Origin of the sequence: Salinicoccus sp. Bachu38 (genome assembly GCF_038561955.2) — a bacterium.
Classification (GTDB): Bacteria; Bacillota; Bacilli; order Staphylococcales; family Salinicoccaceae; genus Salinicoccus; species Salinicoccus bachuensis.
Genome location: NZ_CP138333.2, coordinates 2,275,793 through 2,302,136 on the forward strand (window position 1 = coordinate 2,275,793; position 26,344 = coordinate 2,302,136).

Annotated in this window: 24 protein-coding genes and 1 riboswitch; of the genes, 5 read left to right on the forward strand and 19 right to left on the reverse strand. The window is 49.5% G+C overall.

Translation table 11 applies throughout. From position 1 onward, the window contains the following. Positions 1-39: 39 nt before the first annotated feature. Positions 40-1,536: a sodium:solute symporter family transporter gene (locus RQP18_RS11570; RefSeq protein ID WP_342387836.1), complete on the reverse strand. Its 1,497-nt coding sequence runs from the start codon at positions 1,534-1,536 to the stop codon at positions 40-42. Positions 1,537-1,556: 20 nt separating this feature from the next. Further along, positions 1,557-2,936: an LLM class flavin-dependent oxidoreductase gene (locus RQP18_RS11575; protein ID WP_342387837.1), complete on the reverse strand. Its 1,380-nt coding sequence runs from the start codon at positions 2,934-2,936 to the stop codon at positions 1,557-1,559. 86 nt (positions 2,937-3,022) lie between these two features. Further along, positions 3,023-3,123, reverse strand: a riboswitch (SAM riboswitch). A 324-nt stretch (positions 3,124-3,447) separates the two neighbouring features. Here RQP18_RS11575 and RQP18_RS11580 point away from each other — a divergent pair. Next, the gene (locus tag RQP18_RS11580) at positions 3,448-5,040 is read left to right on the forward strand and encodes a catalase (protein ID WP_342389405.1); all 1,593 of its coding nucleotides are present in this window, start codon (positions 3,448-3,450) and stop codon (positions 5,038-5,040) included. Between the two features lie 196 nt (positions 5,041-5,236). Here the strand turns inward: RQP18_RS11580 and RQP18_RS11585 are convergent, their stop codons facing one another. The 9 genes from RQP18_RS11585 to mhqE all read right to left on the reverse strand — a co-directional run bounded on the left by RQP18_RS11585 (position 5,237) and on the right by mhqE (position 12,577). Further along, positions 5,237-6,007, reverse strand: coding sequence for an ABC transporter permease (locus RQP18_RS11585; protein WP_342387838.1), 771 nt, complete (start codon positions 6,005-6,007; stop codon positions 5,237-5,239). Further along, the gene (locus RQP18_RS11590) at positions 6,004-6,882 is read right to left on the reverse strand and encodes an ABC transporter ATP-binding protein (RefSeq protein ID WP_342387839.1); all 879 of its coding nucleotides are present in this window, start codon (positions 6,880-6,882) and stop codon (positions 6,004-6,006) included. Before RQP18_RS11590 ends, RQP18_RS11585 begins: the two co-directional genes overlap by 4 nt. Position 6,883: 1 nt before the next feature. Next, entirely contained in the window at positions 6,884-7,081 is a 198-nt protein-coding gene (locus RQP18_RS11595; RefSeq protein ID WP_342387840.1) for a PLDc N-terminal domain-containing protein, read from the reverse strand. Position 7,082: 1 nt separating this feature from the next. Further along, a complete protein-coding gene (locus RQP18_RS11600) occupies positions 7,083-8,168 on the reverse strand; it encodes a helix-turn-helix domain-containing protein (protein WP_342389406.1) in 1,086 nt (361 codons plus the stop codon). A gap of 176 nt (positions 8,169-8,344) precedes the next feature. Continuing rightward, positions 8,345-9,397, reverse strand: a complete 1,053-nt coding sequence (locus RQP18_RS11605) for a 2,3-butanediol dehydrogenase (protein ID WP_342387841.1) — start codon at positions 9,395-9,397, stop codon at positions 8,345-8,347. A gap of 72 nt (positions 9,398-9,469) precedes the next feature. Next, positions 9,470-10,063: an alpha/beta hydrolase gene (locus RQP18_RS11610; RefSeq protein WP_342387842.1), complete on the reverse strand. Its 594-nt coding sequence runs from the start codon at positions 10,061-10,063 to the stop codon at positions 9,470-9,472. A gap of 17 nt (positions 10,064-10,080) precedes the next feature. Then, entirely contained in the window at positions 10,081-10,692 is a 612-nt protein-coding gene (locus RQP18_RS11615) for a flavin reductase family protein (RefSeq protein ID WP_342387843.1), read from the reverse strand. Positions 10,693-10,704: 12 nt separating this feature from the next. Further along, positions 10,705-11,598, reverse strand: coding sequence for a VOC family protein (locus RQP18_RS11620; protein ID WP_342387844.1), 894 nt, complete (start codon positions 11,596-11,598; stop codon positions 10,705-10,707). 19 nt (positions 11,599-11,617) lie between these two features. Further along, positions 11,618-12,577: a ring-cleaving dioxygenase MhqE gene (mhqE, locus tag RQP18_RS11625; RefSeq protein ID WP_342387845.1), complete on the reverse strand. Its 960-nt coding sequence runs from the start codon at positions 12,575-12,577 to the stop codon at positions 11,618-11,620. Between the two features lie 232 nt (positions 12,578-12,809). On the opposite strand from mhqE, the gene RQP18_RS11630 reads away from it, so the two are divergent. From RQP18_RS11630 to RQP18_RS11640, 3 genes are read left to right on the forward strand one after another with little or no spacing between them, the layout of a single operon-like run. After that, the gene (locus RQP18_RS11630; RefSeq protein WP_342387846.1) at positions 12,810-13,820 is read left to right on the forward strand and encodes a LacI family DNA-binding transcriptional regulator; all 1,011 of its coding nucleotides are present in this window, start codon (positions 12,810-12,812) and stop codon (positions 13,818-13,820) included. Positions 13,821-13,872: 52 nt separating this feature from the next. Beyond that, positions 13,873-15,540: an alpha-glucosidase gene (locus RQP18_RS11635; RefSeq protein ID WP_342387847.1), complete on the forward strand. Its 1,668-nt coding sequence runs from the start codon at positions 13,873-13,875 to the stop codon at positions 15,538-15,540. A gap of 15 nt (positions 15,541-15,555) precedes the next feature. Beyond that, positions 15,556-17,481 carry a PTS beta-glucoside transporter subunit IIBCA gene (locus tag RQP18_RS11640; protein ID WP_342387848.1) on the forward strand — a complete coding sequence of 642 codons (1,926 nt, stop codon included), beginning with the start codon at positions 15,556-15,558 and terminating at the stop codon, positions 17,479-17,481. Positions 17,482-17,555: 74 nt separating this feature from the next. On the opposite strand, the gene RQP18_RS11645 is transcribed toward RQP18_RS11640, so the two are convergent. The 5 genes from RQP18_RS11645 to RQP18_RS11665 all read right to left on the reverse strand — a co-directional run bounded on the left by RQP18_RS11645 (position 17,556) and on the right by RQP18_RS11665 (position 20,806). Continuing rightward, the gene (locus tag RQP18_RS11645; protein ID WP_342387849.1) at positions 17,556-18,335 is read right to left on the reverse strand and encodes a 2-keto-4-pentenoate hydratase; all 780 of its coding nucleotides are present in this window, start codon (positions 18,333-18,335) and stop codon (positions 17,556-17,558) included. Positions 18,336-18,380: 45 nt separating this feature from the next. Further along, positions 18,381-18,566, reverse strand: a complete 186-nt coding sequence (locus RQP18_RS11650; RefSeq protein ID WP_342387850.1) for a tautomerase family protein — start codon at positions 18,564-18,566, stop codon at positions 18,381-18,383. A gap of 106 nt (positions 18,567-18,672) precedes the next feature. Further along, positions 18,673-19,449 carry a 2-keto-4-pentenoate hydratase gene (locus tag RQP18_RS11655; protein ID WP_342387851.1) on the reverse strand — a complete coding sequence of 259 codons (777 nt, stop codon included), beginning with the start codon at positions 19,447-19,449 and terminating at the stop codon, positions 18,673-18,675. A 12-nt stretch (positions 19,450-19,461) separates the two neighbouring features. Continuing rightward, positions 19,462-20,289: an FAD synthetase family protein gene (locus tag RQP18_RS11660; protein WP_342387852.1), complete on the reverse strand. Its 828-nt coding sequence runs from the start codon at positions 20,287-20,289 to the stop codon at positions 19,462-19,464. A gap of 34 nt (positions 20,290-20,323) precedes the next feature. Then, on the reverse strand, positions 20,324-20,806 hold the full coding sequence (locus tag RQP18_RS11665) for a flavin reductase family protein (protein ID WP_342387853.1): 483 nt from the start codon (positions 20,804-20,806) through the stop codon (positions 20,324-20,326). Positions 20,807-21,150: 344 nt separating this feature from the next. Here RQP18_RS11665 and RQP18_RS11670 point away from each other — a divergent pair, with 344 nt between their 5' ends. Next, complete coding sequence (locus tag RQP18_RS11670) at positions 21,151-22,980, forward strand: XylR N-terminal domain-containing protein (protein ID WP_342387854.1); 1,830 nt, start codon at positions 21,151-21,153, stop codon at positions 22,978-22,980. A gap of 39 nt (positions 22,981-23,019) precedes the next feature. Here the strand turns inward: RQP18_RS11670 and RQP18_RS11675 are convergent, their stop codons facing one another. The 3 genes from RQP18_RS11675 to RQP18_RS11685 all read right to left on the reverse strand — a co-directional run bounded on the left by RQP18_RS11675 (position 23,020) and on the right by RQP18_RS11685 (position 26,265). Continuing rightward, complete coding sequence (locus RQP18_RS11675; RefSeq protein ID WP_342387855.1) at positions 23,020-23,865, reverse strand: alpha/beta fold hydrolase; 846 nt, start codon at positions 23,863-23,865, stop codon at positions 23,020-23,022. 71 nt (positions 23,866-23,936) lie between these two features. After that, positions 23,937-24,995 (reverse strand): catechol 2,3-dioxygenase, encoded by a 1,059-nt coding sequence (locus RQP18_RS11680; RefSeq protein ID WP_342387856.1) that lies wholly within the window; start codon positions 24,993-24,995, stop codon positions 23,937-23,939. A 64-nt stretch (positions 24,996-25,059) separates the two neighbouring features. Continuing rightward, complete coding sequence (locus RQP18_RS11685; RefSeq protein ID WP_342387857.1) at positions 25,060-26,265, reverse strand: acyl-CoA dehydrogenase; 1,206 nt, start codon at positions 26,263-26,265, stop codon at positions 25,060-25,062. Positions 26,266-26,344: the final 79 nt, after the last annotated feature.

The following is a 26,344-nucleotide window of genomic DNA, read 5'->3' on the forward strand; positions in this document are numbered from 1 at the left end:
ATCCGTAAAGCCAGATGGACAGCATTTCATTGACGAACATCAGGACCCTCCTTCTTCTACTGGTTTCACCTCTGTGGATGGACGGAGCACCCACGAGGCGACGTTGATGGTCGCGATGCCGATGAAGGTCGCGACAGCTCCTGCCGACATTGTGCTCGGGATGATGCCGCTGAAGTAGAGGAACAGGTAGGAACCGAGGCCGACTATCATCGACAGTTCGGCGGCCCTCGCCGGTGCCTTCCGTTTCGCATAGACCGCCTGCAGTATCGGTCCCATCGTTCCAGCGGCGATGCCCGAGATGCCGATCCACATGACGTCGCCCATATATTCGGGCGGACGGATGACGATGAGGAGTGCAAGCAGGCCGATGATCGGCACAGTCATCCGGCTGATCTGGAAGGCCATCCTCTGCGCCTTTTCGTCGCTGACTTTGACGATGTTCCGCTTGACCAGGAACTTCAGGAAGATATCATTGGCGAATACCGTCGAAATGGAGACGAAGATGCCGTCCGTCGTGGACATTGCAGCTGCCAGTATGACGACGCCGAAAAAGGCGACGAAGATGGCAGGAAACGCCCAGATAATATAGTCCACGAGTGCGAGGTCCGCTGCAGCGACCGAATCGCCGAGTGCCGCCCGGCTGTATAGGCCACCGAAGAGGACAAGGACGCACAGGGAGGCGACGACGACGTAGGTCGCGATCATCTTCCCGAGGTCCTTCTCATGCTTCAGTCCGAGCACCTTATTGAACAGGTGCGGTGCAGAGGCGAACGCCCACTGGATGGCGATGGCGCCGAACACTGCCCCGAAGGAATAGAAGTGCAGGGATTCGGGATTGAATACCGCCACCAGATTTTCGTTCTGTGAGGCAAGATTGCCCGAAATGCCGGAAAATGTATCAGCGATGCTCCCGCGCCAGAAGATGACGATGCCCGAGATGAATATGACGACGGCCGTGACCGCCATCAATACAGCCTGGATGGCATCGGTATATATGTCGGCCAGGGCACCGCCTGCAAATACATAGACGACGACAATGACGGCGATGAGTATGAGTCCGGTCGTATAGGACATGCCGAGCAGATACTCGAATATTCTTGCGCCCGCCACGAACTGGGCGGCGATATAGAATATGTTGAACAGGAGGATGAGGGCCGTCCCCACCCTCAGGATGTCGCTTTTGTAGAAATCACCCAGCCAGTCCGGCAGGGATAGCGATTTCTGCTTCGTGTTCAGCTTCCGCACCTTTTTGGCCACCATGAGGACACCAATCGGTCCGCCTCCAATCATGGCGAGGAACAGCCAGAGGTTGGACAGCCCCCACTCATGGGACCATCCCGGATACCCGAGGAAAGTCGCGGCGCTCAAATATGTTGCAGCGAATGAAAAGCCCAGTACATACGGGCCAAGCTTGCCGCCGCCTGTCGCAAAGTCACCGATCGTCTTCATTTTTTTCGAACTCAGATAGCCGACCGCAAGCATCAGCAGCAGAAATACGGAAAAGCCGATCCAAGTATATAGGGTAATCTGTTCCATGTATGTCTCCTTTCCCTACGCTAGTACCACTGGCCTGCGAGATTTGGTCTTTTTGCCGGATGATTGTCTGCAAGGTGCTTTCTGCCTTTGCCGAACATGTTCTCCCTGAGGGTCTCACCCTCGTACTCCGTACGGTAGATTCCGCGCGCCTGCAGTTCAGGTACGACAAGGTCGACGAATTCTTCAAACGTGCCCGGTGAATAGGTCTGGGCGATATTGAAGCCATCTGCGTCACCTTCTGTGGCCCACTCTTCTATCCGGTCCGCAATCTGGACAGGGGTGCCGATGAATTTCACCGTCCCGTTGCCGAGCCCGTGATTCTTGATGGCCTCCCGCAATGTCCACTTGCGGTTCGGATCCTTCGTATACATGTCGAGGTTCCCCTGTACCGCTTCCGTCTCGATGTCTTCGATATACTGGTCCGGATCATACTGGGAAAAATCGATGCCCGTGTGGCCGGACAGGAGTGACGCCGTCCCTTCGTAGCTCACGCTGTTCTGGAGCGCTTCATATTTTTCATAGGCTTCCGCCTCGGTCTCCCCGATGATCGGCAGGATCATCGGAAACACTTTGACGTCGTCTGCATTTCTGCCCTGGGCCACCGTACGTTCCCTGATATCCTTCACATAGGCTGCCAGGGCTTCCAGGGAATGATTCTTCGTGAACACCGCTTCCGCATGCTTCGCTGCAAAGTCGCGCCCCTTCGGCGATGCCCCCGCCTGGAAAAGTACAGGCGTCCTTTGGGGAGAGGGCTCCACAAGATGCGGCCCCGGCACATTGAAGAATTCGCCGCGGTGGTTGATCATGTGCACCTTGTCAGGGTCTGCAAACGTATCGTTTTCCCTGTCATACTGGACGGCATCTTCCGCCCAGCTGTCCTCCCAGAGCTTGTACACGACCTGGAGGAATTCATCTGCACGGTTGTACCGCATCTCCTTCGGCAGTCGCTGCTCGAGCCCCATGTTGACGGCTTCGCTCTCAAGGTATGATGTCACAACATTCCATGCCACCCGGCCCTCGGTCAGGTGATCCAGCGTCGACAGCTGACGTGCCAGGGAATAGGGCTGTGCATATGTAGTCGAAATCGTCGGTGCAAACCCGAGATGCTTTGTAACGGCTGCCATGGCAGGAATCACGAGTGTCGGATCATGGGCGGGCAGCTGGACGGCGTGCTTTGCCGCTGCATCATGGTTGTTTCCATAGACGCTGTAGGTCCCCAGCACATCTGCAATGAAGAGTGCATCGAACCTTCCGCGCTCCAGTGTCATCGCCGTATCAATCCAGTATTCCAGACGGTTGTGGCCCGTACCCTGGTCCTTTTCATGCTTCCACAGCCCCGTGGAATGGGGGGACGGTGAATTCTGGATGAAGCCGTTGAGATGGATCTGTTTTTTTGACATGTTCATACCTCCGCTTTTTGATATTGAAAAGCCCCTGCTTCTTGAAAATAAGAAGAGGGGCTTTATTTTATAAAATAGAACATCTCTTCCTATCTTCTAGCAAATCGCTACTGGAATTGGCACAGTTCACATACGGTCTGTTGCCGAGGTCTCAAAGGGCCAGTCCCTCCACCTCTCTTGATAAGAATTTTCTGAAATTATTAAGTTATGATGACTAATATATCCCATAGGATATTCAAAGTCAACACCAAATTCTAGTTTTCTTATAGGAATTGGATTTGGCATGTATATCTTTCATATCATTTGATTTCAGACTGTTCTGACACTATAATTGTATTGTGTACAGATTGGAATCAGTATAAACAGTAGACTGTTCTGATTGACATGTTTCCAAGCATCATCTTTCCGTAATTGGTCACGAACCAGATCATAGGAGGTTTTGATTTTGGCAGATAAGAACTATCAGAAAGAAAATGAGATTCCACGCGAGAAAGAAGCGGAACGCGATACGATGACGACCCGGCAGGGCCGGCCCGTCACAGATAACCAGAACTTGCGCACCATCGGCGACCGGGGACCGGCGACGATGGAAAACTACCATTTCCTTGAAAAGATGTCGCACTTCGACCGCGAAGAAGTACCGGAACGGGTGGTACATGCGCGGGGTACCGGCGCATTCGGCTACTTTGAAACCTACGGCAAAGTCGGGGACGAACCGGCAGAAAAGTATACACGCGCGAAAGTGTTTTCCGGCGAAGGCAAGAAGACGCCACTCATGGTACGCTTCTCCACCGTCGCAGGCGCCAAGGATTCGCCTGAAACGGAACGCGACCCACGGGGCTTCGCCATAAAAATGTATACAGAGGACGGCAACTGGGACCTCGTCGGCAACAACCTGAAGATCTTCTTCATCCGTGATGCCATGAAGTTCCCTGATATGATTCATGCCTTCAAGGCAGATCCGGTATCCAATGTGCCCGATCCGACACGGATGTTCGACTTCGTCTCCCGTTCGCCGGAAGCGACGCACATGATCACATTCCTGTTCTCGCCCTGGGGTATTCCAGCCTCATACCGGCACATGCAGGGTTCCGGCGTCAACACTTACAAATGGGTGAATGACAAGGGTGAATCCGTACTCGTCAAATACCACTGGGAGCCGAAACAGGGCATCCGCAACCTGACACAGGAGGAGGCGCACGACATCCAATCCCAGAATGTCGCCCATGCGACACAGGATCTCTACACGGCGATCGAACGCGGCAATTATCCTGAATGGGAACTGTTCGTCCAGATCATGGAGGACGACTATCATGAGGAACTGGACTTCGATCCACTTGATGATACGAAACTCTGGCCGGAAGACAAGTTCCCTTGGAAACCGGTCGGACGCATGGTGCTTGATGAAAATCCGACGGACTTCCACGCCCAGATCGAACAGGCGTCATTCGGTACCGGAGTACTCGTCGACGGCATGGACTTCTCCGACGACAAGATGCTGATCGGCCGTACATTCTCCTACTCCGATACGCAGCGCTACCGTGTAGGTGCAAACTACCTGCAGGTACCTGTCAACAGGCCGAAGACCAACGTACGCACAAACCAGCACCGCGGACAGCTCGACCATCGTGATCCGAGCGAAGGCAGCAAGGATCCGAGCATCAACTACGAGCCATCCATGACCGGCGGCCTCGAGGAAGCGCCTGAAGAGGCACCACCGCATCAGCCGACATACAACGCCGCGGCAATGACGAAGCCGATCGACCGTCCGAACAACTACGGCCAGGCCGGCGAGACGTACCGAGGCTTCGAGGACTGGGAACGGGACGAACTGGTCAAGAACCTCTCCAATGTCCTCTCACAATGTGACGCGCGCATCCAGGAAGCCATGGTCTACCACTTCACCCAGGCTGACGAAGAATATGGACGTCGCGTCAAAGAAGGCATTGAAGCAAAAGTGAAGGAAATGCAGGAGATGGATGACGATTCCAAAATGCCCGGCCGTGAAGCTGGAGAGAAATCCAGATATGGCAAGGGTACTGCTGCCCAGCAGGAAGCCGCTGAAGATGCGGTCGATAAAGGCCACGAATCCGATCCGTACTAGTATGGACCAATTGAATAGTCAGTGCCGGGACTGAAATCCCGGCACATAACGAAAGGACGAACAGCCCTTTGTCATCCTGGAATGGATGATGGAGAGCGTTCGTCCTTTTTATGTTGAGACTGATTTGATTCTGATCTGGCTGTATTCTTGAGCAGGGTCTCCAACTCGCTATCCCCCGTCGATTTCCCGGGAAATATCAGTTCATCGGCACCTTTTTGAACCTCAGTATCGTCAGGGAGAGAAGCACCAGAGTCAGAACTGCAGTAATGATCATCGGCCACAGCACCTCCCCCGCCTCAATCTCGCCTGTAAGCAAAACAACGTTATTGCCGATCAGATATTGCGGCAGATATTCTGCGACATCCGGATGGATACTCGCCATCAGCATCACGATGACGACCGCCACCACGCTGAACAGCACTGCGATGAAGCTGTTTGTGAAGAGCGTCGAGGCAAGCAGAATGATGCTGATGATGAACAGGCCGTACACCCATGTCATGGCAAATGCCAGCACCAGATGGTTCACCGACTCATCCCAGTAGTAGATTGTGTATACATAGGCCACCAGTGCGCTGACGATATACCCCACTGTCCACACGAGCATCAGGAATAGAGCTTTGACCACAATCACATTCGTCCGCTTCAGCCCCTTGGTCACGAGGTTCACCAGTGTATTGCGGCTGAACTCATGGGTGAGGATGCTGCCGAATACGATGACGAAAATGACCAGCCCCATCTGGTTCATGTTGCTGAAGAATTGCATGTATGAATCCAGTGCCGTGGATTCGGGAATCTCGACCGTGACGCCGGAATCATCCATCACCACCCCGAGGATATCCGGCAGTATGAGGGCCGTAAACGGGCTGAGTACCCCGATGATGGCGAACACGATGAGAATCGCTGCAAACTTGAAGTTGCGCCAGGATTCGATGAGTTCCTTTTTGAAAAGTGGCAGCATCTGGCTCATGTGGTCACCTCCAGATACACATCTTCAAGTGATTTCCGTTCCTTCACAATCTTTTCCGGATGGATGCCATGTGCATGCAGTACATCATAGATTTCACGCAGAGAGTGATTTTCTATTGTATATTCCGACCCGCCGGCATGACGGATATCAAGCAGTGGGGCCACTGTGCCATAGGCTTCCCGATCCAGCTCTATGACAATCCCCTTTTCGCCGAGCGACTCCCGGGCCAGGTCGATCTCCTTCACGATCTTTCTATCATAGAGGATGCCCACCCTGTCGCATATCCGCTCGACATCGCTCAATATGTGGGTCGAGAAGATGACCGTCGTTTCCTTTGTAATCTCCTTCAATATCTTCAGTATCTCCATCCGTCCTTTCGGATCGAGGGCACTCGTCGGTTCATCGCAGATCAGCAGCTTCGGGCGGTGGATCAGCGCCTGTGCGATGCCGAGCCGCTGCTTCATGCCACGTGAATAGTTCCTGATCCTGGATTTCTCCCCCTGGAGTCCGACAAGGTTGAGCAGTTCATCGATCCGTCCGCGCTGCTCCGCCTTTTCCATCTTGGTGATATCCGCACACAGCTTCAAATACTCCTCTGCATTCATATAGGTGTAGAACTCCGGGACATCCGGCAGGTATCCGACATGGCGGTTCGTCGGCGTATCCCCGAACCTGACCTTTTCACCGCATACGTATATATCACCGCCATCCGGCTTCAACAGACCGAGCACCATCTTCATCGTCGTCGTCTTGCCGGCACCGTTGCTTCCTATAAATCCATAGATTTCGTTTTGCGCAACTTCAAGGCTCAGTTCTTCAATGACCGTCTTCTGATTGAATGCCTTCTTCAATCCTTCAATTTTCAATATGTCCATATCATCTCCGCTCCAGTACGAAGTATAGGATCGGCCCGATGATATTCAGAACGAGCACGATGATGATCCAGACCACCCTATTCAAATACCTGAATTGCTGCTGTCTGATGATCATCACCAGTGCAGTCACCGTCAGCACCAGCTGCAGCAGAAGCAGCGGAATCAAAAACGGCAAGTATTCCTGTACATCCATATTCATGTCACTTTCCCTCCACGACCTTTTTTAATTTATGAACGATATTTTTGAACTCTATATCATCCTTCAATTCCAAAAAGACTTCATTATCCACCAGAACACTCAACAGTTGCTCCTTGGCAACACCAAAATTCACCGGCACATCCTTCCCGATATCGAAGTCTGCCACCCATTCATCGATTTCCGTGAAAAATCCATCCCCATGCAGATAATAATCGTTCGTCAAATTTCTTACAGATTCCAAAAAAGCATTCAGATAATGGATGCATCGCTTCTTATCATCGACAAGCTGCATGGCCGCAACGAGATAGAAGTTCAACATCGAGTTCGGATGCAGCGCCTTGAGATTAAATGCTCCGTCCATGGCTTCGCCTCTTGAAAGCAGTTCTTCAAGATCATCGTAGAGTCCGCCCTGAATCATCATTGTAAAGTCCCCAATGATGAAAACGATATACTGATACACTTCAATCTGCAGGACGGCTTTGGATTTCTGGACTTCTCCCTGCATCTGATAGGACTGGGCCAACAGGGTACTCACCGGCAGCTTGGGCAACGTGGAATCAGACAACAGCCCAATCGCTTCTGCCGACTGCTGCTCCATCAGATGGATCATGGCTCTGAAGAATGTGACCTGTTCCTTGAGATGCAGAGAGTCAGAATTTGCAAGCACCCGCTCTATGAAATCCTTGGCCAGCCCGAATGTCTCCGTCCGGTCTTTAGCCAGATAACCATGATTGATCAGCAATCCCGTCAGTACGGTCAGCAGGCGATAGCAGCTGTAGTAGCGATGGGCATGGCTTCGCACCGCTTCCAGTGCACCATCGTAGTCTTCAGTTTCGAACATTCCGGCAAGCTTGTGATAGAAGATCCTGATCTGCTGTTTCGAAAGCTGGGGTGAATAATTGACCAGATCGTCGATGGTAACATCAAACAGCACTGCCAGTCGTGCCAGATAGTTGATTTCAGGCAGGGAGTGCCCCTTTTCCCATTTTGACACAGCCGCCTTGCTGATATTCAGGAACTCTGCAATATCGGTCTGCGTATATCCGATTCGCTTCCTGTTGCTGAAGATGCTCTGGCCCACATTCATATCATTCACAACCTCACTCCTATCCTGCTTTTATCATAAATAATTTCATAGGGAATAGGTATCACCAATATATAAACAAATATCAACAAAGTAAACCATAGGTTGACTATGGTAATGGTGTTATAAGAAAAAGCAGGAGCGATAGCACTCCTGCCTTGGGAAAATAATATTGGAATTTATTTGTCGCCGCTGAGCTTCACAAGAATCTTGGACTGACTCTTGTCATTCAGCAGTGCTTCGAATCCCTTGTCGACAATCTCATTCAGTTCGATATGGTCGCTGATGACCGGGAATGGATCAATCTGTCCACTCTCTATCATCTTCACCGTCGCTTCAAATATGTCCGGCTCGTACGCCAGAGTGGAAGCGATGCGTACACCGCTTGCGGTGAGTGACATCGGATTGAATTCAATCGGTTTTTCAAAGATGGACACGATGGTCACCATACCGCGCGCACGTGTGGCCTGGATGGACTGGTCGACAGTCACACCGACACCTGCCACTTCGAATGTCCGGTCGACACCGTCAGGGTAGTATTCATGAATATATGCGACCGGATCTTCATTGCCGGAATTGACTGCATGTGTCGCACCGACTTCCTTCGCCTTCTTAAGACGCTCGTCGCTGAGGTCGAATGCAAAGATGTCCTTTGCACCAGCCGCCCGAGCGGCAATGATGGTCAGCAGTCCAATTGGACCAGCCCCGAATACCGCAACGGAGTCGCTGAACTGCATTTCGGATTCCCGAATCGCCTGAAGGGCGACGGCTGTCGGCTCGACAAGTGCACCAAGTTCAAGCGATGTTTCATCCTCCAGCTTCACAATGTTCTTCCTGTCCACTACAACATAGTCGGCAAAACCGCCGTCACTGCCAAGCCCTACAAAAGTGAATCCTTTGTACATATCAACGAGTGGCTCCTCATGCACTTCCTGGGTGATGAGCGGATTGATCGTCACCTTGTCTCCTGCCTCGAGACCCTCGACCCCCGCTCCCACTTCCTCCACAGTACCTGAAAACTCATGGCCCATGGTCAGCGGTGCCTTTCTGTCTGTCATTGGAGATGCTTCTCCGCTCGGAATAAAGATGGGACCTGCATTATATTCATGGAGATCACTGCCACAAATGCCGGCCCAGGCAACTTTGACTTTAACTTTACCTTCACTGATTTCCGGTATTTCAACGTCTTCTACGCGAATGTCCTTTGCATCATGAAATACTGCTGCGCGCATATAAAGCCCTCCTATTTGTTATTTATTTCACAATTATTATACACCCATTCGTAAAATAAAGGAAATGATAACCTAGCCCTTCAGCCATTCTTTCGCTTTCATCGCAGCTTCCTGCGGCAGGCTGTGTCCGTTGACCCATGTGATGGCCACATCAGCACCCCTTGATTCGAACAGGTCCACGACGCGCCTGCTCTCTTCCTCCGGTGCCATCGGGTCATTTTTGCCCATGGACAGGAAGACTTCCGCCCCGCTGAGATCCTTTTCATGCTCGACTGATACAGGATAGAGTGGCGCAAAGAGGATTGCCTTCCTGTAGTCGGCATCCTCCCTCAGCATCATGTTGATGGCGATGTTCGAACCGTTGGAGAAGCCGACGAAGATGACGTCACGGACATCGAATCCGTAGTCTTCCGAGGCTTCACCGATGAAGTCATGCAGCTCCTTGCCGCGGAAATTGAGATCTTCCACATCATACTGCCCTTCGCCATGGCGCTTGAAGTAGCGATTCATGCCATTCTCGGAGACATTTCCCCTTACGCTGAGTACGTTATACTCCGGCTCCAGCATTCCGGCGAGCGGCAGAAGATCGTGCTCCGTACCGCCGGTACCGTGCAGCAGTACGAATACCGGTGCACCCTTTTTATTTTCATTGTATATATGTTTCATAAGTGAACACTCCTTCTCTATTCTGGTCGCTGGACAGTGAACATCCTGCCTATCTCTGCATAGTCATGTCCTGCCAGTCGACTGACTGCTCCCAGCTTGACTGGATCGACATATCCATGGTGATAGATGTCATCATCAATGTGGAAATGAACGACTTTGAGCAGCAGTAAATCCGTCGTCGCATGGCTGTCATCATCGTATATGACCATTGAATCATACAGCTCTGTTTCCATGCGGACTTTTGCTTCATCCAGTCCAGGCGGCCTGACAGTTTTCGAGGCTACTGTCGTAAACGCGGATACATCCAACTCACTCTCTTCCGGACCGAGCTGGGCTGCTGTCTCGTTTGCAGCCTCCACATTGTCCTGGTCAACAACGTGCACAACCGCTTCTTTCGTATTCGATATATTACGTGCCGTATCTTTAGGTTCGCCAGCCACCCGCTGGACTGCGATTGACAGCATCGGTGGCCGGTACGTGACAATATTGAAATAGCTGAACGGGCCGATATTCACAATTCCCTCTTCCGACATCGTGGAAACAAGGGCGATCGGCCTCGGAATGACCGAGCCGATCAGGAATTTCTTCTGTTCCTTTTCATTGAGCTGCTGCGGCGTGAAATCGAGCATTCTATCCACCTCTTATATATTCAGTTCCGGCAGGCTTTTTTCATATTCCGCCCTCAGATGTTCATACTGCTCCGGCAGCTTCAGTTCTGTGCCAAGTTTTGATTTCTCTTCATCGACATCAAATCCTGGACCATCTGTTGCGAACTCCATGATCACATCGCCCGGATCCGTCATATAGATGGATCGGAAGTAGCTTCTGTCTTTCACTTCCGTGACATCGGCACCATCATCAAGCAGCTGTTTCTGCCAATCCCTCTGCACATCTTCAGACGGCACAGACCAAGCGATGTGATGGACTGTCCCGCTGCCCCATCTGCCGTTTGGCATCGGTGGCAGGGCGATGACGATATGGTGCTGCTCTTCGCCCACTGTTTCGAAATGGTTGATGTCACCATCGATATCGAGCAGTTTCAGCCCGAGTTTCTGCGCGAGAAAATCCTTCGTACCTTCAGGATGTGAAGACAGCAGTACAGCACCATGGAAACCGAGTATCCTAGTGTCAGCAAGTTCCCGGTCTCCTTCAACAAGAGCGAGGTCCAAGCCATGCACATCCTGGAATTCCAACGTCTTCCGACCGAAGAGTTCCGTCATCGAGACTTCAATATTCTGTTCAGCAAGATGGCTTTTCCAGGACTTCATACTACCCGCAGGAATTCTGAAGGCAATCCTGCCGACCTGGCCGCTGCCCTTGCGGCCGACAAGCCCATTCGTCCAAGGAAAGAAGGTGATGACCGTTCCCGGTGTCACATCATCATTTGAAAAGTAGAGATGATAGACGCCCGGATCATCAAAGTTGACCGTCTGCTTGATCAGTCTGAGTCCCAGCACATCACGGTAGAACCTCAGATTCTCATTCGGATCGCCGACAATCGCTGTAATGTGGTGGATTCTTCTAATTGCTTCCATTTATAAAATCTCCTTAAGCCTATTTCGAACGTTTCGTATCGAACGGGCGTATCTGTCCTTCGATATACTCGCGTCTTTCTTCGAGGAAAGGCGGCAGTGCGAGACTCTCACCGAGTGTTTCATAAGGTTCGTCATCCATGAACCCGGGTCCATCCGTAGATAGCTCGATCAGAATATGCCCGACACGTGTGTACAGAGCTTCGAAGTAGAAGCGGTTCACATTGCCCGAATGGCTCATGCCAAGCTGATTGTATTTTTCTTCCCATTGCTTGATCACTTCGTGATCGGCAACTCTGAATGAAACGTGGTGGACTTCGCCGTATCCCTGCTTTGCAGAGCCGGCTTCATCTTTTCTCACGATGACCTGGCCGCCATTGCCGCCTTCCCCGACGTCAAGCAATGCGACATCCGCTTCTTCGACAACCGGCTTCATGCCGTAGACATCCATCAGCACTTTCTTGAAGTCATCGAAGTAGCTTACCCTGATCTCGATCGGTCCAAGGCCGTATATCGCCTTGTCCTCAGGTACCGGACCATTTTTCCAAGGGATGCCCGGTGCGACACCTTCATTGTTCTCATCGGAGACGAGCTGGTACTTCTGGCCATCTGCTTCCTCGAATGGCAGCACCTTCTTGCCGAACAGTTCCTGGATGCCATCATGCTTCACATCGAATTCATCGAAACGATCCTTGTAGTATTCAATGGCCGCGTCATCCGGCACTCTGAATGCCGCCCGGTAGATCGAATTCGATCCCGGAGACCCTTTCGGCACATTCGGGAAGTCAAAGAACGTCATATCCGTCCCTGGAGATCCCACATCATCTGCAAAAAACGTGTGGTACGTGTGTATATCATCCTGGTTGACCGTCTTCTTCACGAGACGCATGCCAAGAACATTCGTAAAGAATTCATAGTTCCTCACCGCATCGTCCGTCATCGCGGTTACGTGGTGGATACCGAGCAGTCCTTCATTTTTCATAATAAAATCCCTCCAAGAGTTAATATCCATATATTATCTCGAATTAGAGATAACTTCAAGACATGCGCTCACATGTCTTTCTCAGAAAACAATGAACTCTTATATCTAAATCATTTTTTCGAAGAATAATCGAAAATAATCCTTGGAATATAGTATTAAATATTCAGTTTTTAACTATTGACTAATAGAACGCTTTCAATTATTATGAAATCGATACCACACAAGTGGGAAGGTGATACCAATAGCAAACATCAAAGATGTGGCCAATAAAGCTGGACTCTCTGTAACAACCGTTTCCAGATATTTGAACGACCACCCCTATATATCAGATGAAAAGAAGAAGAAGATACAAAAAGCGATGGAGGAACTGGACTACGCCCCAAGTACCTTGGCGACCCAGCTCCGTTCCAATCGCGGTAAGACGATTGGAGTCCTGGTTTCAAGAATCACAAACCCCTACTTTGCCTACCTTGTCGATGCGATAGAGAAGAAAGTGAAGCAGGGAGGATATCATCTCCTCATAATGCAAACATATGGCGACAAACAGGAAGAGATAAATACTTTGAACATGCTAAAGGAAAAAACAATCAGCGGTGTAATCATGTGTTCAGTAGAGAATGACTTCAGAACGATAGAATCCTACACAAAATATGGACCAATCGTAGCAGCTGCACAAACTGATTTTAAAAGTAACAGCCTTCATTTCATCATGACGAATCAAGAGCAGGCAACATATGATGCGATTAAATTTCTAATCCGCAAGGGCCACACCCGAATTGCATATTCTACGGGCGGCGATTTTACTGAAAACAGCCACGGTGCCTACAGGAATAGAGGTTATCTAAAAGCTCTGGAAGATGCAGGGATCCAATTCAACAAAGAATGGGTTTTCACAGACAACCATACAATTGAAGATGGTATGGCAATTGCCATCCGGCTTTCAAAACTGGTTGAGAGCAGGCGTCCTAAAGCAATCTTTGCTGGCAGTGATGAAGTTGCAATCGGCATCATCCAAAAGCTTGAAGAGTTGAACATCCATGTGCCGAAAGACATGGCAGTCATGGGGTTCGACAACCAACCTTTCTCTGCTTTGGCCAAGGTTCCCATTACGACTGTCGCCCAGCCCGTTGGTGCATTAGGACAGCAGGCTGCTGAGTTAATTGCCAGCATGCTTGAAGAAACTGAATATGAAGTTGATCAATCACAGCTCAAGTTAAAAATTATTGAAAGAGAATCTGCATAAGCAGGTTCTTTAAAAATACAAATATGGTATCGATACCATAAGGAGGATCACAATGAAAAATTGGTGGCAGGAAGAAGTGATTTACCAAATTTATCCGAAAAGCTTTAACGACAGCAACAACGATGGTATTGGTGATATCAATGGAATACGAGAAAAACTCCCTTACCTGGAAGATCTGGGGATCACGATGATTTGGATCTGTCCTATTTTCAAGTCACCAATGATCGACAATGGATACGATATTTCAGACTATCAAGATATCAACCCGGACTTCGGTACCATCCACGACCTGGAAGATCTGATAAAAGAAGCTGAACAAAGGGGGATTAAAATCATCCTGGACTTGGTCGTTAACCATTCATCAGATGAACACCCATGGTTCCAGGAAGCTTTGGAGAACCCATCCAGCAAATATCGGGACTATTATATTTTCAGAAAACCCTCGAATGGTGCGCCCCCCAACAATTGGCGTTCCATATTCGGAGGCAGTGTCTGGGAGAAAGTTCGTAACGAGGAAATCTATTACATGCATACCTTTGACAAAAAACAACCGGACCTGAACTTTGAAAATCCGGAATTGCGCAGAGAAATCTACAGCATGATCAACTGGTGGCTGGATAAGGGCATTGCCGGATTCAGAATCGATTCGATCACCTTCATTAAAAAAGATCAGGATTACAGTTCTCTTCCTGCAGATGGTGTAGACCAGCTGGTAACCTGTAAGCATAAAACACGGAATCGTCCGGGAATCAGTGAATTCCTGCATGAACTGAAACAGGAAACATTCAATAAATATGATTGTGTAACTGTCGGTGAAGCTCCTGGTGTTGAATATGAAGAATTTGATGATTATATCGGTGAAGACGGATACTTCTCGATGATATTCGATTTCAAATATGCGGATATCGATGTAGAATCAGGCAGTGATTGGTTCAAACGTACAGACTGGTCGATAAAGGAATTCAGGGATCTTCTGTTCAAATCCCAGGAAGCCATCCAGAAAGTCGGTTGGGGGGCCAATTTTATAGAGAACCATGATCAACCAAGAGCAATATCCAAACTCATCAAAGATCCCTCCTATCAAAATTACTATGGCGGCAGTGCCTTGGCCCTGATGTATATGTTTTTGCGTGGTACCCCCTTCCTTTATCAGGGACAGGAAATCGGAGCCACAAACTTCACTCGTCAATTCATTGAACAATTTGATGATATTTCGAGTATCGATAACTACTACCGTTCAATGAGCGAGGGATTTTCAAAAGAAGAAGCACTCAACTTCGTAAATCTTCGCAGCAGGGACAATACGCGTACACCAATGCAATGGAACACCAGCAGATACGCAGGATTCTCACAATATGCACCATGGCTGGAAGTAAACGAGAACTATGACATGATCAATGTAGCTTCGCAGGAAGATGATCCTGAGTCCCTTCTCAATTTTTATAGATTGCTGATATCAACGAGAAATACATCCACACACAGAGATACTCTCATCTTTGGAAACATCACACCGGTATATGATACGAAAGAGAATATCATCAGTTATTACAGAGAGGGTTCAACAGAAACATTACAGGTCATCGTCAATCTGTCCAGCGATAAGACCAGCATGGAAATACAGTCCTTTACGTCAATCATCAGTAATTACGAAAATATACAAAATAATGATGGAAGCATTACTTTGAGACCGTATGAAGCAATGCTGATCAAATTGAATTAGACTGGAGAGCAGATTATGACAAAGAACAAGTACCAAAAAATTGCTCGGGAAATCGTTGAGACTGTCGGCGAAGATAATATTGAGAGCGTATCGCATTGCGCCACCCGATTACGGCTGTCTGTTTATGATCGTAAAAGGATCAATGATGGAGAAATCCAGGAAATAGATGAAGTGAAGGGCGTCTTTTATACAGGAGGCCAATACCAGATCATTCTTGGTACGGGCATCGTAAATAATGTATATGAAGAAATGAATAGCGAGCATGAATTTACTGAACGTACCAAAAATGAAATGAAGGAGAATAAGGAAAAAGGGCTTCAGCGTGCAATCAGGATACTGGCAGATGTCTTCATTCCCATCATCCCCATACTCGGTGCAACCGGGCTGTTCCTAGGCTTACAAGGGGTCATATTTAACGAAACTGTTTTAGGCTTTTTCGGGATGTCCCTTGAAATGATTCCACCCGAATTCAATACGATCGTCAATATACTGACGAGCACCGCCTTCGCTTTTCTTCCTGCATTTATTACATGGAGTGCTTTTAAGACATTCGGAGGCACCCCTGTCATTGGCTTCCTGATTGGTCTGATGCTTGTTTCTCCGGAGTTGCCCAATGCCTATGACGTTGCTGGTGGCAATGCCGATCCGATCATGGTATTGGGATACATACCCATCATAGGCTATCAGGGGAGTATATTGACTGCCCTGTTTGCGGGTATCATCGGCGCAAAGATAGAGAAATTTTTACGCAAGCGTATGCCAAATGCGCTTGATCTGATATTCACACCTTTCTTCGTCATCATCATCATGCTGCTCATCTCCCTTTTTGTCATGGGACCAGTGGTGAAGGCAATTGAAACGGTAGGCATAGACCTTGTCACAATGTTCATAGGGCTCCCGGTCGGACTGGGGGGCTTCCTGATCGGGTTCCTATACCCGCTGGCAGTCATGACAGGGCTTCATCATATGTTCATCATTGCGGAAACCTCAATGCTTGCAGCTACCGGTTTCAATCCATTAATCACGTTGGCAGCAATGTATGGGTTCTCGAATGCAGGGGTGACCCTTGCATTGTCACTGCGGAGCAGACAGGCAGCATTCAAGACTGCAGGCGTCAGCGCAACCATTACACAGCTGCTGGGTGTCAGTGAACCCGCCCTCTTCGGCGTCGTCTTGAGGTCTGGAATGCGCGCTCTATTCGTAATGCTGGCCTGCTCATCACTCGGCGGTGGCATACTCGCACTACTCGGTATCCAAGCAAACTCGTACGGACTTGCAGTCATACTCTCTCCGCTCATGTATCTGTACGACTTCAGTCAGCTGCTCACATATATCATCGTCGGAATCGCAACATTTGCACTCGCATTTATCGCGACCCAATTCATAGGGGTACCCCGGGGAGAAGTCGCTACAGAGAATGTAAGTAGACACAAAGTTGCTGAAGAGGTGAAAGAGACAAAAAATACAGGTGAAACTGCAACTGATTTACAGTTTGCTGCCACAACTGACGGTGAACTTCTGTCACTCGGCAGCGTGAATGACCCGGTCTTCTCCCAAAGAATGATGGGAGAAGGATATGCAGTGGAACCAAAAAACGATGAAATCTACAGCCCAGTATCAGGTACAGTAACCATGATTACAGATACGAGACATGCGATAGGCATCGAAACAGATGACGGTGTGGAAGTCCTGGTGCATATGGGTATAGATACAGTGAACTTGAAAGAAAATGTATTTAAAATCCACGTCACAGAAGGACAAAAAGTCAGTAGAAATGAGAAAATAGCTGATATGGACAGAGATGTTGTTGCATCTTTAGGACATGAGAGCACAATAATCACAGTCATTACAAATACTCCGGACAAAGTAGACTCCTTTAAACTGAAAAGGTTGAATCAGGTCAAACATGGAGAAATGGTAGCCGGAGGAGATTTAAAGTAAAGAGATAAAATTATATTGAAGAAGGCAGGCATCTAAGATATTTTAGATGTCTGCCTTCATTTTCAATATATATACTACCTGACATGGAAAGACACACTCCCCATGCCTTCGAAGTCCGTCACGACATGATCCCCCTTCGCCAGCAGAACAGCCTCCGTAATCCCGCCCGTCAGGATGAGGTCGCCCCGCCTCAGGCCTGTGCCGTTCCTTTCATGGAGCATCTTTGCCAGGGCAGCGACTGAATTTGCCGGATGATCCATGACGAATGAACTGACGCCACGGATTGCCGCTTCACCATTTTTATAGAGTGTGACACCGATGTCATCCAGTCTGAAATCCTCCGGGGAGAACAGCTGGTTGCTGTAGACGACCCTTTTTGCGGATGTATTGTCGGCGATGACATCAGGCAGCGTAAACTTGAAATCCTGGTATCTGCTGTCGATGATCTCCACCATCGGGAAGACACATTCCGTCTTCTCCAGCACTTCTTCAGCCGTCACTTCCGCTCCGCTGATATCGCCTCCCAGCTTGAATGCCAGTTCCGCCTCGGCTTTTGGATGCAGATATTCATCAAAAACCAGTTTGGCACCGTCACTCTCTTCCATGTATTCGAACACCTTGCCGTGGATGGGGTCCTCGATGCCCATCTGCCGCATCTTCCCCTTGCTCGTAAAGCCCATTTTAAGCGCTGAGATACTGTGGCCCGCTTCCTGTTTCAATTCCACGAGCCTATCCTGGATGGCATAGGCATCCTCGAGTGACAGGTCCGGATGATCCTGCGTCAGGCAATCGACCAGGTGGTTTTCCTCTTCCGCCTTCAACAGATGCTCTGCATGCTGATGTATGTTGTTCATGTCAGGCCTCTTTCCTATTGTCATTTATATGTCGGGGCAATATTCCTACATCTCGCTCTTCAGTGTGTTCCCCACTGCAAATCGGTTCTTCGGCACTTCCCTGACGATGACACGCACACTCTCTTCAGGCACTCCCAGACTGCTCTGTACCGTTTGGGAAACCTCCTTCATGCAGCGCTCTATCGCATCGCCGTCGCGTCCTTCCACAATCGTCATTTCAATGATCGGCATATCGTCTCCCCCTTCTTCCGTGCAATAGTCAGACTCCCCTCAAAGTCCATACCTTGAAGGGAGCACATCCTTGTATTCAATTGTTCTTCATCTCTTATGGAGCCCATCACCTGAAAGAGGCGGATACCTCACCGAGTCCTTCAAAAGTGGCCTTGAATTCGTCTCCGGCTTCGACATCCACTGCCCGGGTCAGCGCGCCGGCCAGAATGACTTCACCGGCTTTCAGTGATATGCCGTACTGGTGCAGCGCTTCAGCCAGCCAGACGACCGCCTTGAGCGGGTTGCCGAGCACGGCGGCACCCTGTCCTTCATCGATCTTTTCTCCATTCTTGAACACTTCCATCTTGACGGAAGGGAGGTCGATATCCCCAAGATCCACTTTCCTGCTGCCGATGATGGCACCGGCGGATGAACCATTGTCCGATACGGTATCTTCGAACTTGATCTTCCAGTCACGGATACGGCTGTCGATGATTTCTGCAGCGGCCACTGCATAATCGATCGACTCGGCGACACTCTCCTCATTCACATTGCCGCCATCGATGTCTTCCTTCAGTACGAAGGCGATTTCGAACTCCACACGGGGCTTGATGTATCTGCCCACGTCCACCGGCGCGTCCTCACTGTGGATCATGTCATCGAAAATGTGACCATAATCCGGCCGGTCGACGCCGAGCATCTCCTGCATGGCCTTGCTCGTCAGCCCGATTTTCTTTCCTTTGACCACTGCACCGTCAGCCAGACGCCTTTCCACATACTCCAACTGCGTACCGTATGCTTCGTCGACCGTCATTTCCGGGTACCGCTCCGTAAAGGGTGCGATCGGCTCGATATTTTTTTCCGCTTCATATATTTCTTCACCGAGTGCTTTCACTGTTGCCATAAATCTGCCTCCCTATTGTGCCACCAGTTGATAGAAGGAATGGGACGCAACCCTTCTCTCCCATGTAATGGCGATTTCCTTTTGGTTGATGTGATCCATCAGACAGTTCTTCGTGAATGTGATCCGCTGTTGCGCACTATCCACATAGATCTGTGTCCGATATCGGCTCGTGCCATTGTCGATGACGACATCGTATATGCCATCCTGGGGCAGCATATAGTAGGCCTTGAGTGACAGATAGCCATCCGAACATTCTGCACATGTCCGGTAGCGCCGTCCGAGCATCTGGTACAGTTCGGATACCTTCCCTTCCAGGATGGCCGCCCGGATGCGGGTGGAACTGATCTTCTCACCGGCATGCTCGACCTTCTCCACTTTCGACGTGGTGATCCGGAAACCGGAATCGGCATACAGCCGGTCGATCGTACCCGTTCCCTTGAAACCGTAGGAGAAGTCATATCCTGCCACCGCATGAACCGTATCGAAATTCGACAGATACTGTGAAACATAATCTTCCGGCGAGAGCGATGCGAATGCCTTCGTGAACTTCACGATATAGAACCGGTCGACACCCAGACTCTCAAGAATACGCGCCTTTTCCTCGAGCGGCATCAGGTAGTCCACCTGCTGCTTTCCATTCGACAGCACCGTCTTCGGGTGCGGGAAGAAGCTCATCACATCCAAAGCGACATCCGCTTCCTCCGCGACTCCCTTCGCCGTGCCGATCACTTTCTGATGGCCCTTATGGACGCCATCAAAAAACCCGAGTGCAATGACATTCCTGCGCGACCTGTCCTGCCAGCTTTCCAGATTCTCTTCGTTCAGATGGATGATTTCCATTCAGGCCATCCCCTTTCAAATATTGCTGAGTGTACTATTTACTGGCGGCTTCCTCAAGTGCTTCCAGCCTGCGGTACTTGCCGCAGTTGAAGATGAGCGGATCGCCCTCCTCGAGCACCAGGTCGTTCACCTTGCCGATGAAGAGGACATGATCCCCCTCCGTATGTTCATTGTAGACTTCACAGGACAGCTGGCACAGGGCGTTCTCCACGACCGGCGTATCACCGAGGCGCTCGAATTCGAACTTGTCCTCGACCTGCTTCTGGCCGGCGAATATCATGGATTCCTCCTGCTGTTCGCAGGACAGCACGTTCACCGAGAACCTGCCGCTCTGGCGGATCCGCTCGAGCATCTTCGCATGATTGCCGATGGAGATGACGATCAGCTTCGGATCGAGCGACACGGACATGAACGCGTTCGCCGTCATGCCGTATACTTCACCGTCCACCTCTGTGGCGATGACGTTGACACCTGTTGCGAATTTTCCCATTGCATTTCTGAATTGACGATCTTCCATTATAATTACCTCCTTGAGTAGATTGAAAAGTTATAGATTCGCTCGTTTGCTTCTGTATTCAAATTTCTTCTCCATTGTCCCCTATCCAGCTTTCTTACTCCAGTTTTTTAGAATTTACTGATAATTTTTGCAAAAGAATCAGTAAATCGATATAATGAAATCGCTACCAAACAATTTCAAAAATTTTTGAGCCACTGAAGCACTCTGAATAGATTAACTACATGCTATCATCCACAGACTTGTATTATAACCTATAATTAGTGTGAATATTTAAATATTTTAGTATAAAATATGTTAAACCCCATATGGATGATGCGTGGAACAGCTAAAAAGGAGTGTTGCAGATGACGACCGATTCGACCGATATGAGCCTTGCCGATGTTTTCAAACTGCCGAAGGAAGAGACTTTGAACACATTCCATAAACGGATGGTAAGTATTCCGACCACCGCATTGGAAACGCTGAAGCAGGAGCTTCTTCAGAGCATGGGGGAAGAACGCTCCAAAGGGATATTCATCAGATATGGCTGGCACACCGGGATGAGTGATGGCGAAAAAGTGAGAAGCATGGATTGGGATGACAAGATGGACCTGATCAATGCCGGTCCGAGGCTCCATATACTACACGGCTACTTGGAGAAAGTCGTGATAGATGATATCAAATTCGACTCCGAAAACAACATGGAATACATCGACCTGTCATGGTTCAATTCCTATGAAGCGGAGAGCCATCTCGAGGAGAACCCGGAAAGTCCCTGCCCCGTCTGCCATACATTATGCGGATACGCGAGCGGCTATCTGTCTGCAGTGCTCCAGAAGACGATCCTCGTCAAGGAGACCGGGTGCAGGGCCATGGGCCATGACCACTGCAAGGCTGTCTGCATGCCGCTCGACAAGTGGGGTGAAGAGCAGCAGAATGAATACCGCTACTACCAGTCCGCGAGCATGATCAAGGAGCTGGATGCGGTCACGGCCAAACTCAAGGAGGAGCGGGATTATCTCTCACGAGGCAATGAAGTCCACCGTAAGCTGATAGAGGAACTGCTGTCGAAGCAGGACCTCCAGAATATACTCAATCTGCTTGAACGGGAGACGGGGTTGCCTGCCTTCATAGAAGACGGCGGACATAAAATTGTAAAGCAATCCGACGGGGCAGTCATCGACTTCGAACTCAAGGGACTGGATACGAGGACGACAGAATACATGGAGGTCTCATCAGGAACGGGACTCCTTAGAACCCCCATCTATCTTGAGAATAAGATACAGGGCTACTGCTCCTTCATTTATACTGGAGAACATACCCCGAGTGAGTTGGACCGCATGATCATCGATCAGGCCGCCCTGACGGCTTCCATCATCCGGTTGAACGAGAATATCAAGATCAATACGGAACAGAACATCAGGCGTGGCTTCCTGAATGATGTGCTAGATGGACGCCTCGACAAGGAAGAGCTCTATAAGTATGCTCAGTATATGGACATCGATCCTGATGCGAACTACTGGATGATGACGCTTGAACGCAACATCAATGAAGCCGAACTGAGCAATGAGGTGGAAGCTTCCGAAACGCTCATCAGATATATCACCCTCTTCTTCCGCGAACGCAGCATGGAAGCCTTCGCTGCCCAGAAATCAAACAGGATCATCATCGTGATGGAATGCAGCAGCTTCAAGAAGATATTTTCAAGCCGGGAGGCGTTCATCAAAAAACTTCTGAAATACTGCACCGCCCGCCTCAAGGACTACAAGTTCTTTGCCGGCGTGAGTTCATCGTCGAACGGTTTGCAGGAACTGCCCGTTCTTCATAAGGAAACCCTCACCGCCCTGAATGCAAAAAGTGCAAACAAACAGATCATCTTCTATGAAGAACTGGGCATCGAAAGTGTACTTTTCCAGATCTCGGATGATCAGCTGATCAACCGTTTCGTCGACAAGCAGATCGGCAGGCTGCTCAAGGAAGATCCGGATCTCGAACTGGTCAACACACTTCAGGACTATATTGAAAATGGCATGAACATCAATGCCACAGCCAAGGCCATTTCAATGTCGATCAGCGGCCTGCGCTATCGTCTCGGCAAGATCAGTGAAATACTCGAAATCGAACTGGATGATACAAAGAACCTGTTCTCCGTCTATATGGCCCTGAACATACTTAGTGCACAGGGGAAAATTTAAACATGAAAAAGGATGGCCATCGGCCATCCTTTTTGCATGCTATTTCTTATCTTCCACAAATGCGAGTATGTGGTCGATGAAAGGGTCCGTCTTTTCAATCTGCGTCCAGTGGCCGCACTTGTTGAAGATATGAAGCGCGGAATTTGGAAGCAGCTGTACCAGTTTGTAGCTTGTCTCCTCAATCGGGATGACCTGGTCATTCAGACCATGGAACAGGAGGGTCTCCGTCTTCAGACTTTTGAGCTTTTCTTCCGGCAATGACAGTTCGTTCAGACGTTCCTGACGGTTGTCATAGAACATTGAACGGAATGCCTCCTCAGATTTGGGTTCCGTGCTTGCCTCATAGCGCAGACGGACGAGCTCTTCGTTCTTTGCAGCCGCCTGATCGTGGGAGAACAGCTCGATCAGCTCACGCATGTTCTCGAGGCTCGGGTCATAGCCCCATACTTTATCAAGTCCATAGGAGAGCTCGTGTTCTATGCCTACTGTACCCATCAGAATGAGTTTTTTGACAAGATCCGGCCTTCTGTCGGCGATGTGCAATGCCATCGCGCCACCGAACGAGTTTCCGACGAGATATACGGGACCATCCGAAACTTCTTCGATGAAACTGATCAGATGATTAACCCAAATATCCAGTCCATACTTTTCCTTTGAGACCTTTTCCGTCTTTCCGAATCCGACAACGTCCGGAGCGAATACATGAAGCGATTCGCTCAGGCGTGGCAGTACCAGACGCCAGTTGGCGAAGGCCGACACCCCGGGACCGGAACCATGAATGAGTATCATGGTTTCCGTTCCTGAGCCTGCCTCAAGATAATTCGTCTCAATTCCGTTGACTTTCATGCTTTTTTCAGTTGCTTGCTTGTTATCAGTTGCTACCAAGAGAAATCCTCCTTCTGTTTTTCTTGCAGTGCTTCTTTCAAACTATCACACATATGTGATCCACCGTTTGTCTATGCTTTCGTCTCTGCTTCCTGTTTCGCCTCTTTTACAGATTGGACCCTGACTTCTTCCGTCTCTTCCTGGATGGGTGCCTGTTCTGCAATCTCTACTTTTTCCCTTACTGGTGTACCGTATACAAAGAAGTCGGCTGGAAGTTCTTCACCCTGCCAAATGATGGCTGTCTGAACATCTTCACCCTTCCATTCAACAGTTCTCCAGTCCGGATCGAAGATGAGGTATCCTGCATCGCCGAACAATTCCACACGGTTGCCGCCCGGTTCGAAGACGTACAGGCAGGAAGCCTGGGATACACCATGCTTGAGTGGACCGGCTTCGATCTGGAAGCCTCTTTCGATCAGAAGATCTGCAACATCCGTCAGATGCTGTGGATAGCCATACCAGTAGCAGATATGGTGGAGTCGGCCTTTTTCACCGAGGGCATCGCCCATGATTGCGATGTCATGTGCAAGGTTGGTAACGCTTGTCCATGCTGCGATATCATCATTCTCATCATTCAGGATACGTTCACGGACATTGAATCCGAGATAATCATCCAGGAATTCAACGTTCTTTCTGACATTGCTTGCCAAGAGGTTGACGTGGTCCAGACGGCGTACCGGTACACCAGTATTCGGACGTCTTTGTGGACGGTTCAGGAGATGCGTCTTCTCTTCTTCCGGCGCTTCGTAGTATTCCACTTCCCAGAATACTTCCATCACATGGCCATCCGGAGAATTGAACTGGTAGGCAGGTCCATGACCCACGTCCCCTTCAATCCAGCCGATGCCATACCCGGCCTCTTCAAGTTCCTTCACCCGGCGCTCGAGTGCATTCGGTGATGTTGCCCGGAGGCCGATGTGCGCAAGGCCCGCTTCATGGTGATCGGTAATGACGAGCGTGTTATGGTAATGGTCTTCATATGCTCTCATATATACGGACTTGCCTTTTCTTTCCACTTCAGTCATTCCAAGAATCTCTTTGAAGAATGCTACGGACTCTTCGATTTTAGGGCTATAGATCTCAAGGTGTGCAAGTTGTCCTACATCAAATAATGGTTCTTCTCTTTTCATTTCAAATCCCCCTGTATTGTTTGATTTTATATTTTTGATTTAAAATTACTGTCAAGATTGGTTCCTACCACATTGGGTGGCCGTCGAAGCCTAGGATGGACTTGCCGTAGCCGACCATCGCATCTTCATATAAATGTGTCGGGTGCGATGCGACAGCAATCAGATCTCGTACGAACCTTTCGGACTGACCTTCCCTATAGAGTGCATTCCCACCAAGGTTGATGATGATTCGTGTTGCGAGTTCGGCTGAGTTCTTTGCGACATATCCACGCATTGCAAACAGTTTTTCACGCTCTTCCTCATCCAGTACGCGTGTACCATTCTGGGAATAGCCCTCCACCTTCTCAAGGATTTCGTCCGCGATGTTTTTCAGTGCATTGTATTCCATCGTGATTTCACCGAGTGTACGCTGACCGCTGCTTCCATCCTTCTCATTCTTCTTGTTGTTGTAGATCCTCACACGGCTCTTCGTCTTATTCGTGTAGTCATCGACAAGGCGTGTCAGACCACCGATTGAGACTTGTGCGAATCCTGAGAGGAAGTATGCGAGGTATGGCACATTGAAGAGCTTATAGTCTTCTTCATAGTTGCCATCCGGTGCTGTTGCACCCTGTACCACACGGCTGATAGGGAATACGTAGTGGGATGGTACATACGCTCTATCGAGTTTGACTGCGTTGCTTCCTGTACCTCTCAGCCCAAGCGTATCCCAGTTTTCGATGATTTCCGCGTCATCCTTGTGAACGATGAACAGGCTCAATTCCGGCTCTTCTCCGTCCCTCATCTTATGGATGGCACCAAGTGCAATCCAGTCGCACCATAGGACGCCGCTGCAGAAGTTCCATGTGCCGCTGACGATGTATCCATCCCCATCATCCGCATCTTCCACCTCTCCGACAGGTGCGAAGACGTCCGCCATGAGTTCTCCTCTGCCAAAGAGCTCATCGCGTCCCTCCTTCGGCAGGAAGGAAGGCCATGTTTCATGTATGATTCCAAAGTATGTGATCCACGCCGCAGGTACACTGTGGTATGCAACCGTCCGGATGATTTCTCCGAATGTCTTCATATCCAGATCCTGTCCACCATATGCCTTCGGTCTATGCAACGTATGGAATTCCGCTTCTTTCATCTTTTCTATGACGATATCGGGAAGTTTCCCATCCTTGTCGGACTGCAGTGAATGCTCTTCGGCAAGTTCTCCAAGTTCTTTTGCGCGTCTCAGCAGTTCTTCACGTTCTATCGGTTTTTTCAGTACATTAGTATCTTTCATAAACTTACAATTCCCCCTTCTATTTGTAAGCGCTATCAGTTTGATAGGTTAATTAGAAGTATATGCGTTACCGTTCATC

What these genes read in the sequence shown, in the direction of transcription:
- RQP18_RS11605 (WP_342387841.1), bottom strand. Translation starts at nt 9,397, where the DNA reads ATGCGCGCAGCAGTATTTCATGATGCAAAGGACATTCGCGTAGAAGAC.
- RQP18_RS11575 (WP_342387837.1), bottom strand. Translation starts at nt 2,936, where the DNA reads ATGTCAAAAAAACAGATCCATCTCAACGGCTTCATCCAGAATTCACCG.
- RQP18_RS11590 (WP_342387839.1), bottom strand. Translation starts at nt 6,882, where the DNA reads ATGGACATATTGAAAATTGAAGGATTGAAGAAGGCATTCAATCAGAAG.
- RQP18_RS11645 (WP_342387849.1), bottom strand. Translation starts at nt 18,335, where the DNA reads ATGAACAACATACATCAGCATGCAGAGCATCTGTTGAAGGCGGAAGAG.
- RQP18_RS11650 (WP_342387850.1), bottom strand. Translation starts at nt 18,566, where the DNA reads ATGCCGATCATTGAAATGACGATTGTGGAAGGACGCGACGGCGATGCG.
- RQP18_RS11570 (WP_342387836.1), bottom strand. Translation starts at nt 1,536, where the DNA reads ATGGAACAGATTACCCTATATACTTGGATCGGCTTTTCCGTATTTCTG.
- RQP18_RS11685 (WP_342387857.1), bottom strand. Translation starts at nt 26,265, where the DNA reads ATGAAAGATACTAATGTACTGAAAAAACCGATAGAACGTGAAGAACTG.
- mhqE (WP_342387845.1), bottom strand. Translation starts at nt 12,577, where the DNA reads ATGAAAAATGAAGGACTGCTCGGTATCCACCACGTAACCGCGATGACG.
- RQP18_RS11660 (WP_342387852.1), bottom strand. Translation starts at nt 20,289, where the DNA reads ATGGAAATCATCCATCTGAACGAAGAGAATCTGGAAAGCTGGCAGGAC.
- RQP18_RS11635 (WP_342387847.1), top strand. Translation starts at nt 13,873, where the DNA reads ATGAAAAATTGGTGGCAGGAAGAAGTGATTTACCAAATTTATCCGAAA.
- RQP18_RS11620 (WP_342387844.1), bottom strand. Translation starts at nt 11,598, where the DNA reads ATGGAAGCAATTAGAAGAATCCACCACATTACAGCGATTGTCGGCGAT.
- RQP18_RS11640 (WP_342387848.1), top strand. Translation starts at nt 15,556, where the DNA reads ATGACAAAGAACAAGTACCAAAAAATTGCTCGGGAAATCGTTGAGACT.
- RQP18_RS11615 (WP_342387843.1), bottom strand. Translation starts at nt 10,692, where the DNA reads ATGCTCGATTTCACGCCGCAGCAGCTCAATGAAAAGGAACAGAAGAAA.
- RQP18_RS11585 (WP_342387838.1), bottom strand. Translation starts at nt 6,007, where the DNA reads ATGAGCCAGATGCTGCCACTTTTCAAAAAGGAACTCATCGAATCCTGG.
- RQP18_RS11665 (WP_342387853.1), bottom strand. Translation starts at nt 20,806, where the DNA reads ATGGAAGATCGTCAATTCAGAAATGCAATGGGAAAATTCGCAACAGGT.
- RQP18_RS11670 (WP_342387854.1), top strand. Translation starts at nt 21,151, where the DNA reads ATGACGACCGATTCGACCGATATGAGCCTTGCCGATGTTTTCAAACTG.
- RQP18_RS11595 (WP_342387840.1), bottom strand. Translation starts at nt 7,081, where the DNA reads ATGAATATGGATGTACAGGAATACTTGCCGTTTTTGATTCCGCTGCTT.
- RQP18_RS11600 (WP_342389406.1), bottom strand. Translation starts at nt 8,168, where the DNA reads ATGAATGTGGGCCAGAGCATCTTCAGCAACAGGAAGCGAATCGGATAT.
- RQP18_RS11580 (WP_342389405.1), top strand. Translation starts at nt 3,448, where the DNA reads ATGACGACCCGGCAGGGCCGGCCCGTCACAGATAACCAGAACTTGCGC.
- RQP18_RS11610 (WP_342387842.1), bottom strand. Translation starts at nt 10,063, where the DNA reads ATGAAACATATATACAATGAAAATAAAAAGGGTGCACCGGTATTCGTA.
- RQP18_RS11680 (WP_342387856.1), bottom strand. Translation starts at nt 24,995, where the DNA reads ATGAAAAGAGAAGAACCATTATTTGATGTAGGACAACTTGCACACCTT.
- RQP18_RS11655 (WP_342387851.1), bottom strand. Translation starts at nt 19,449, where the DNA reads ATGGCAACAGTGAAAGCACTCGGTGAAGAAATATATGAAGCGGAAAAA.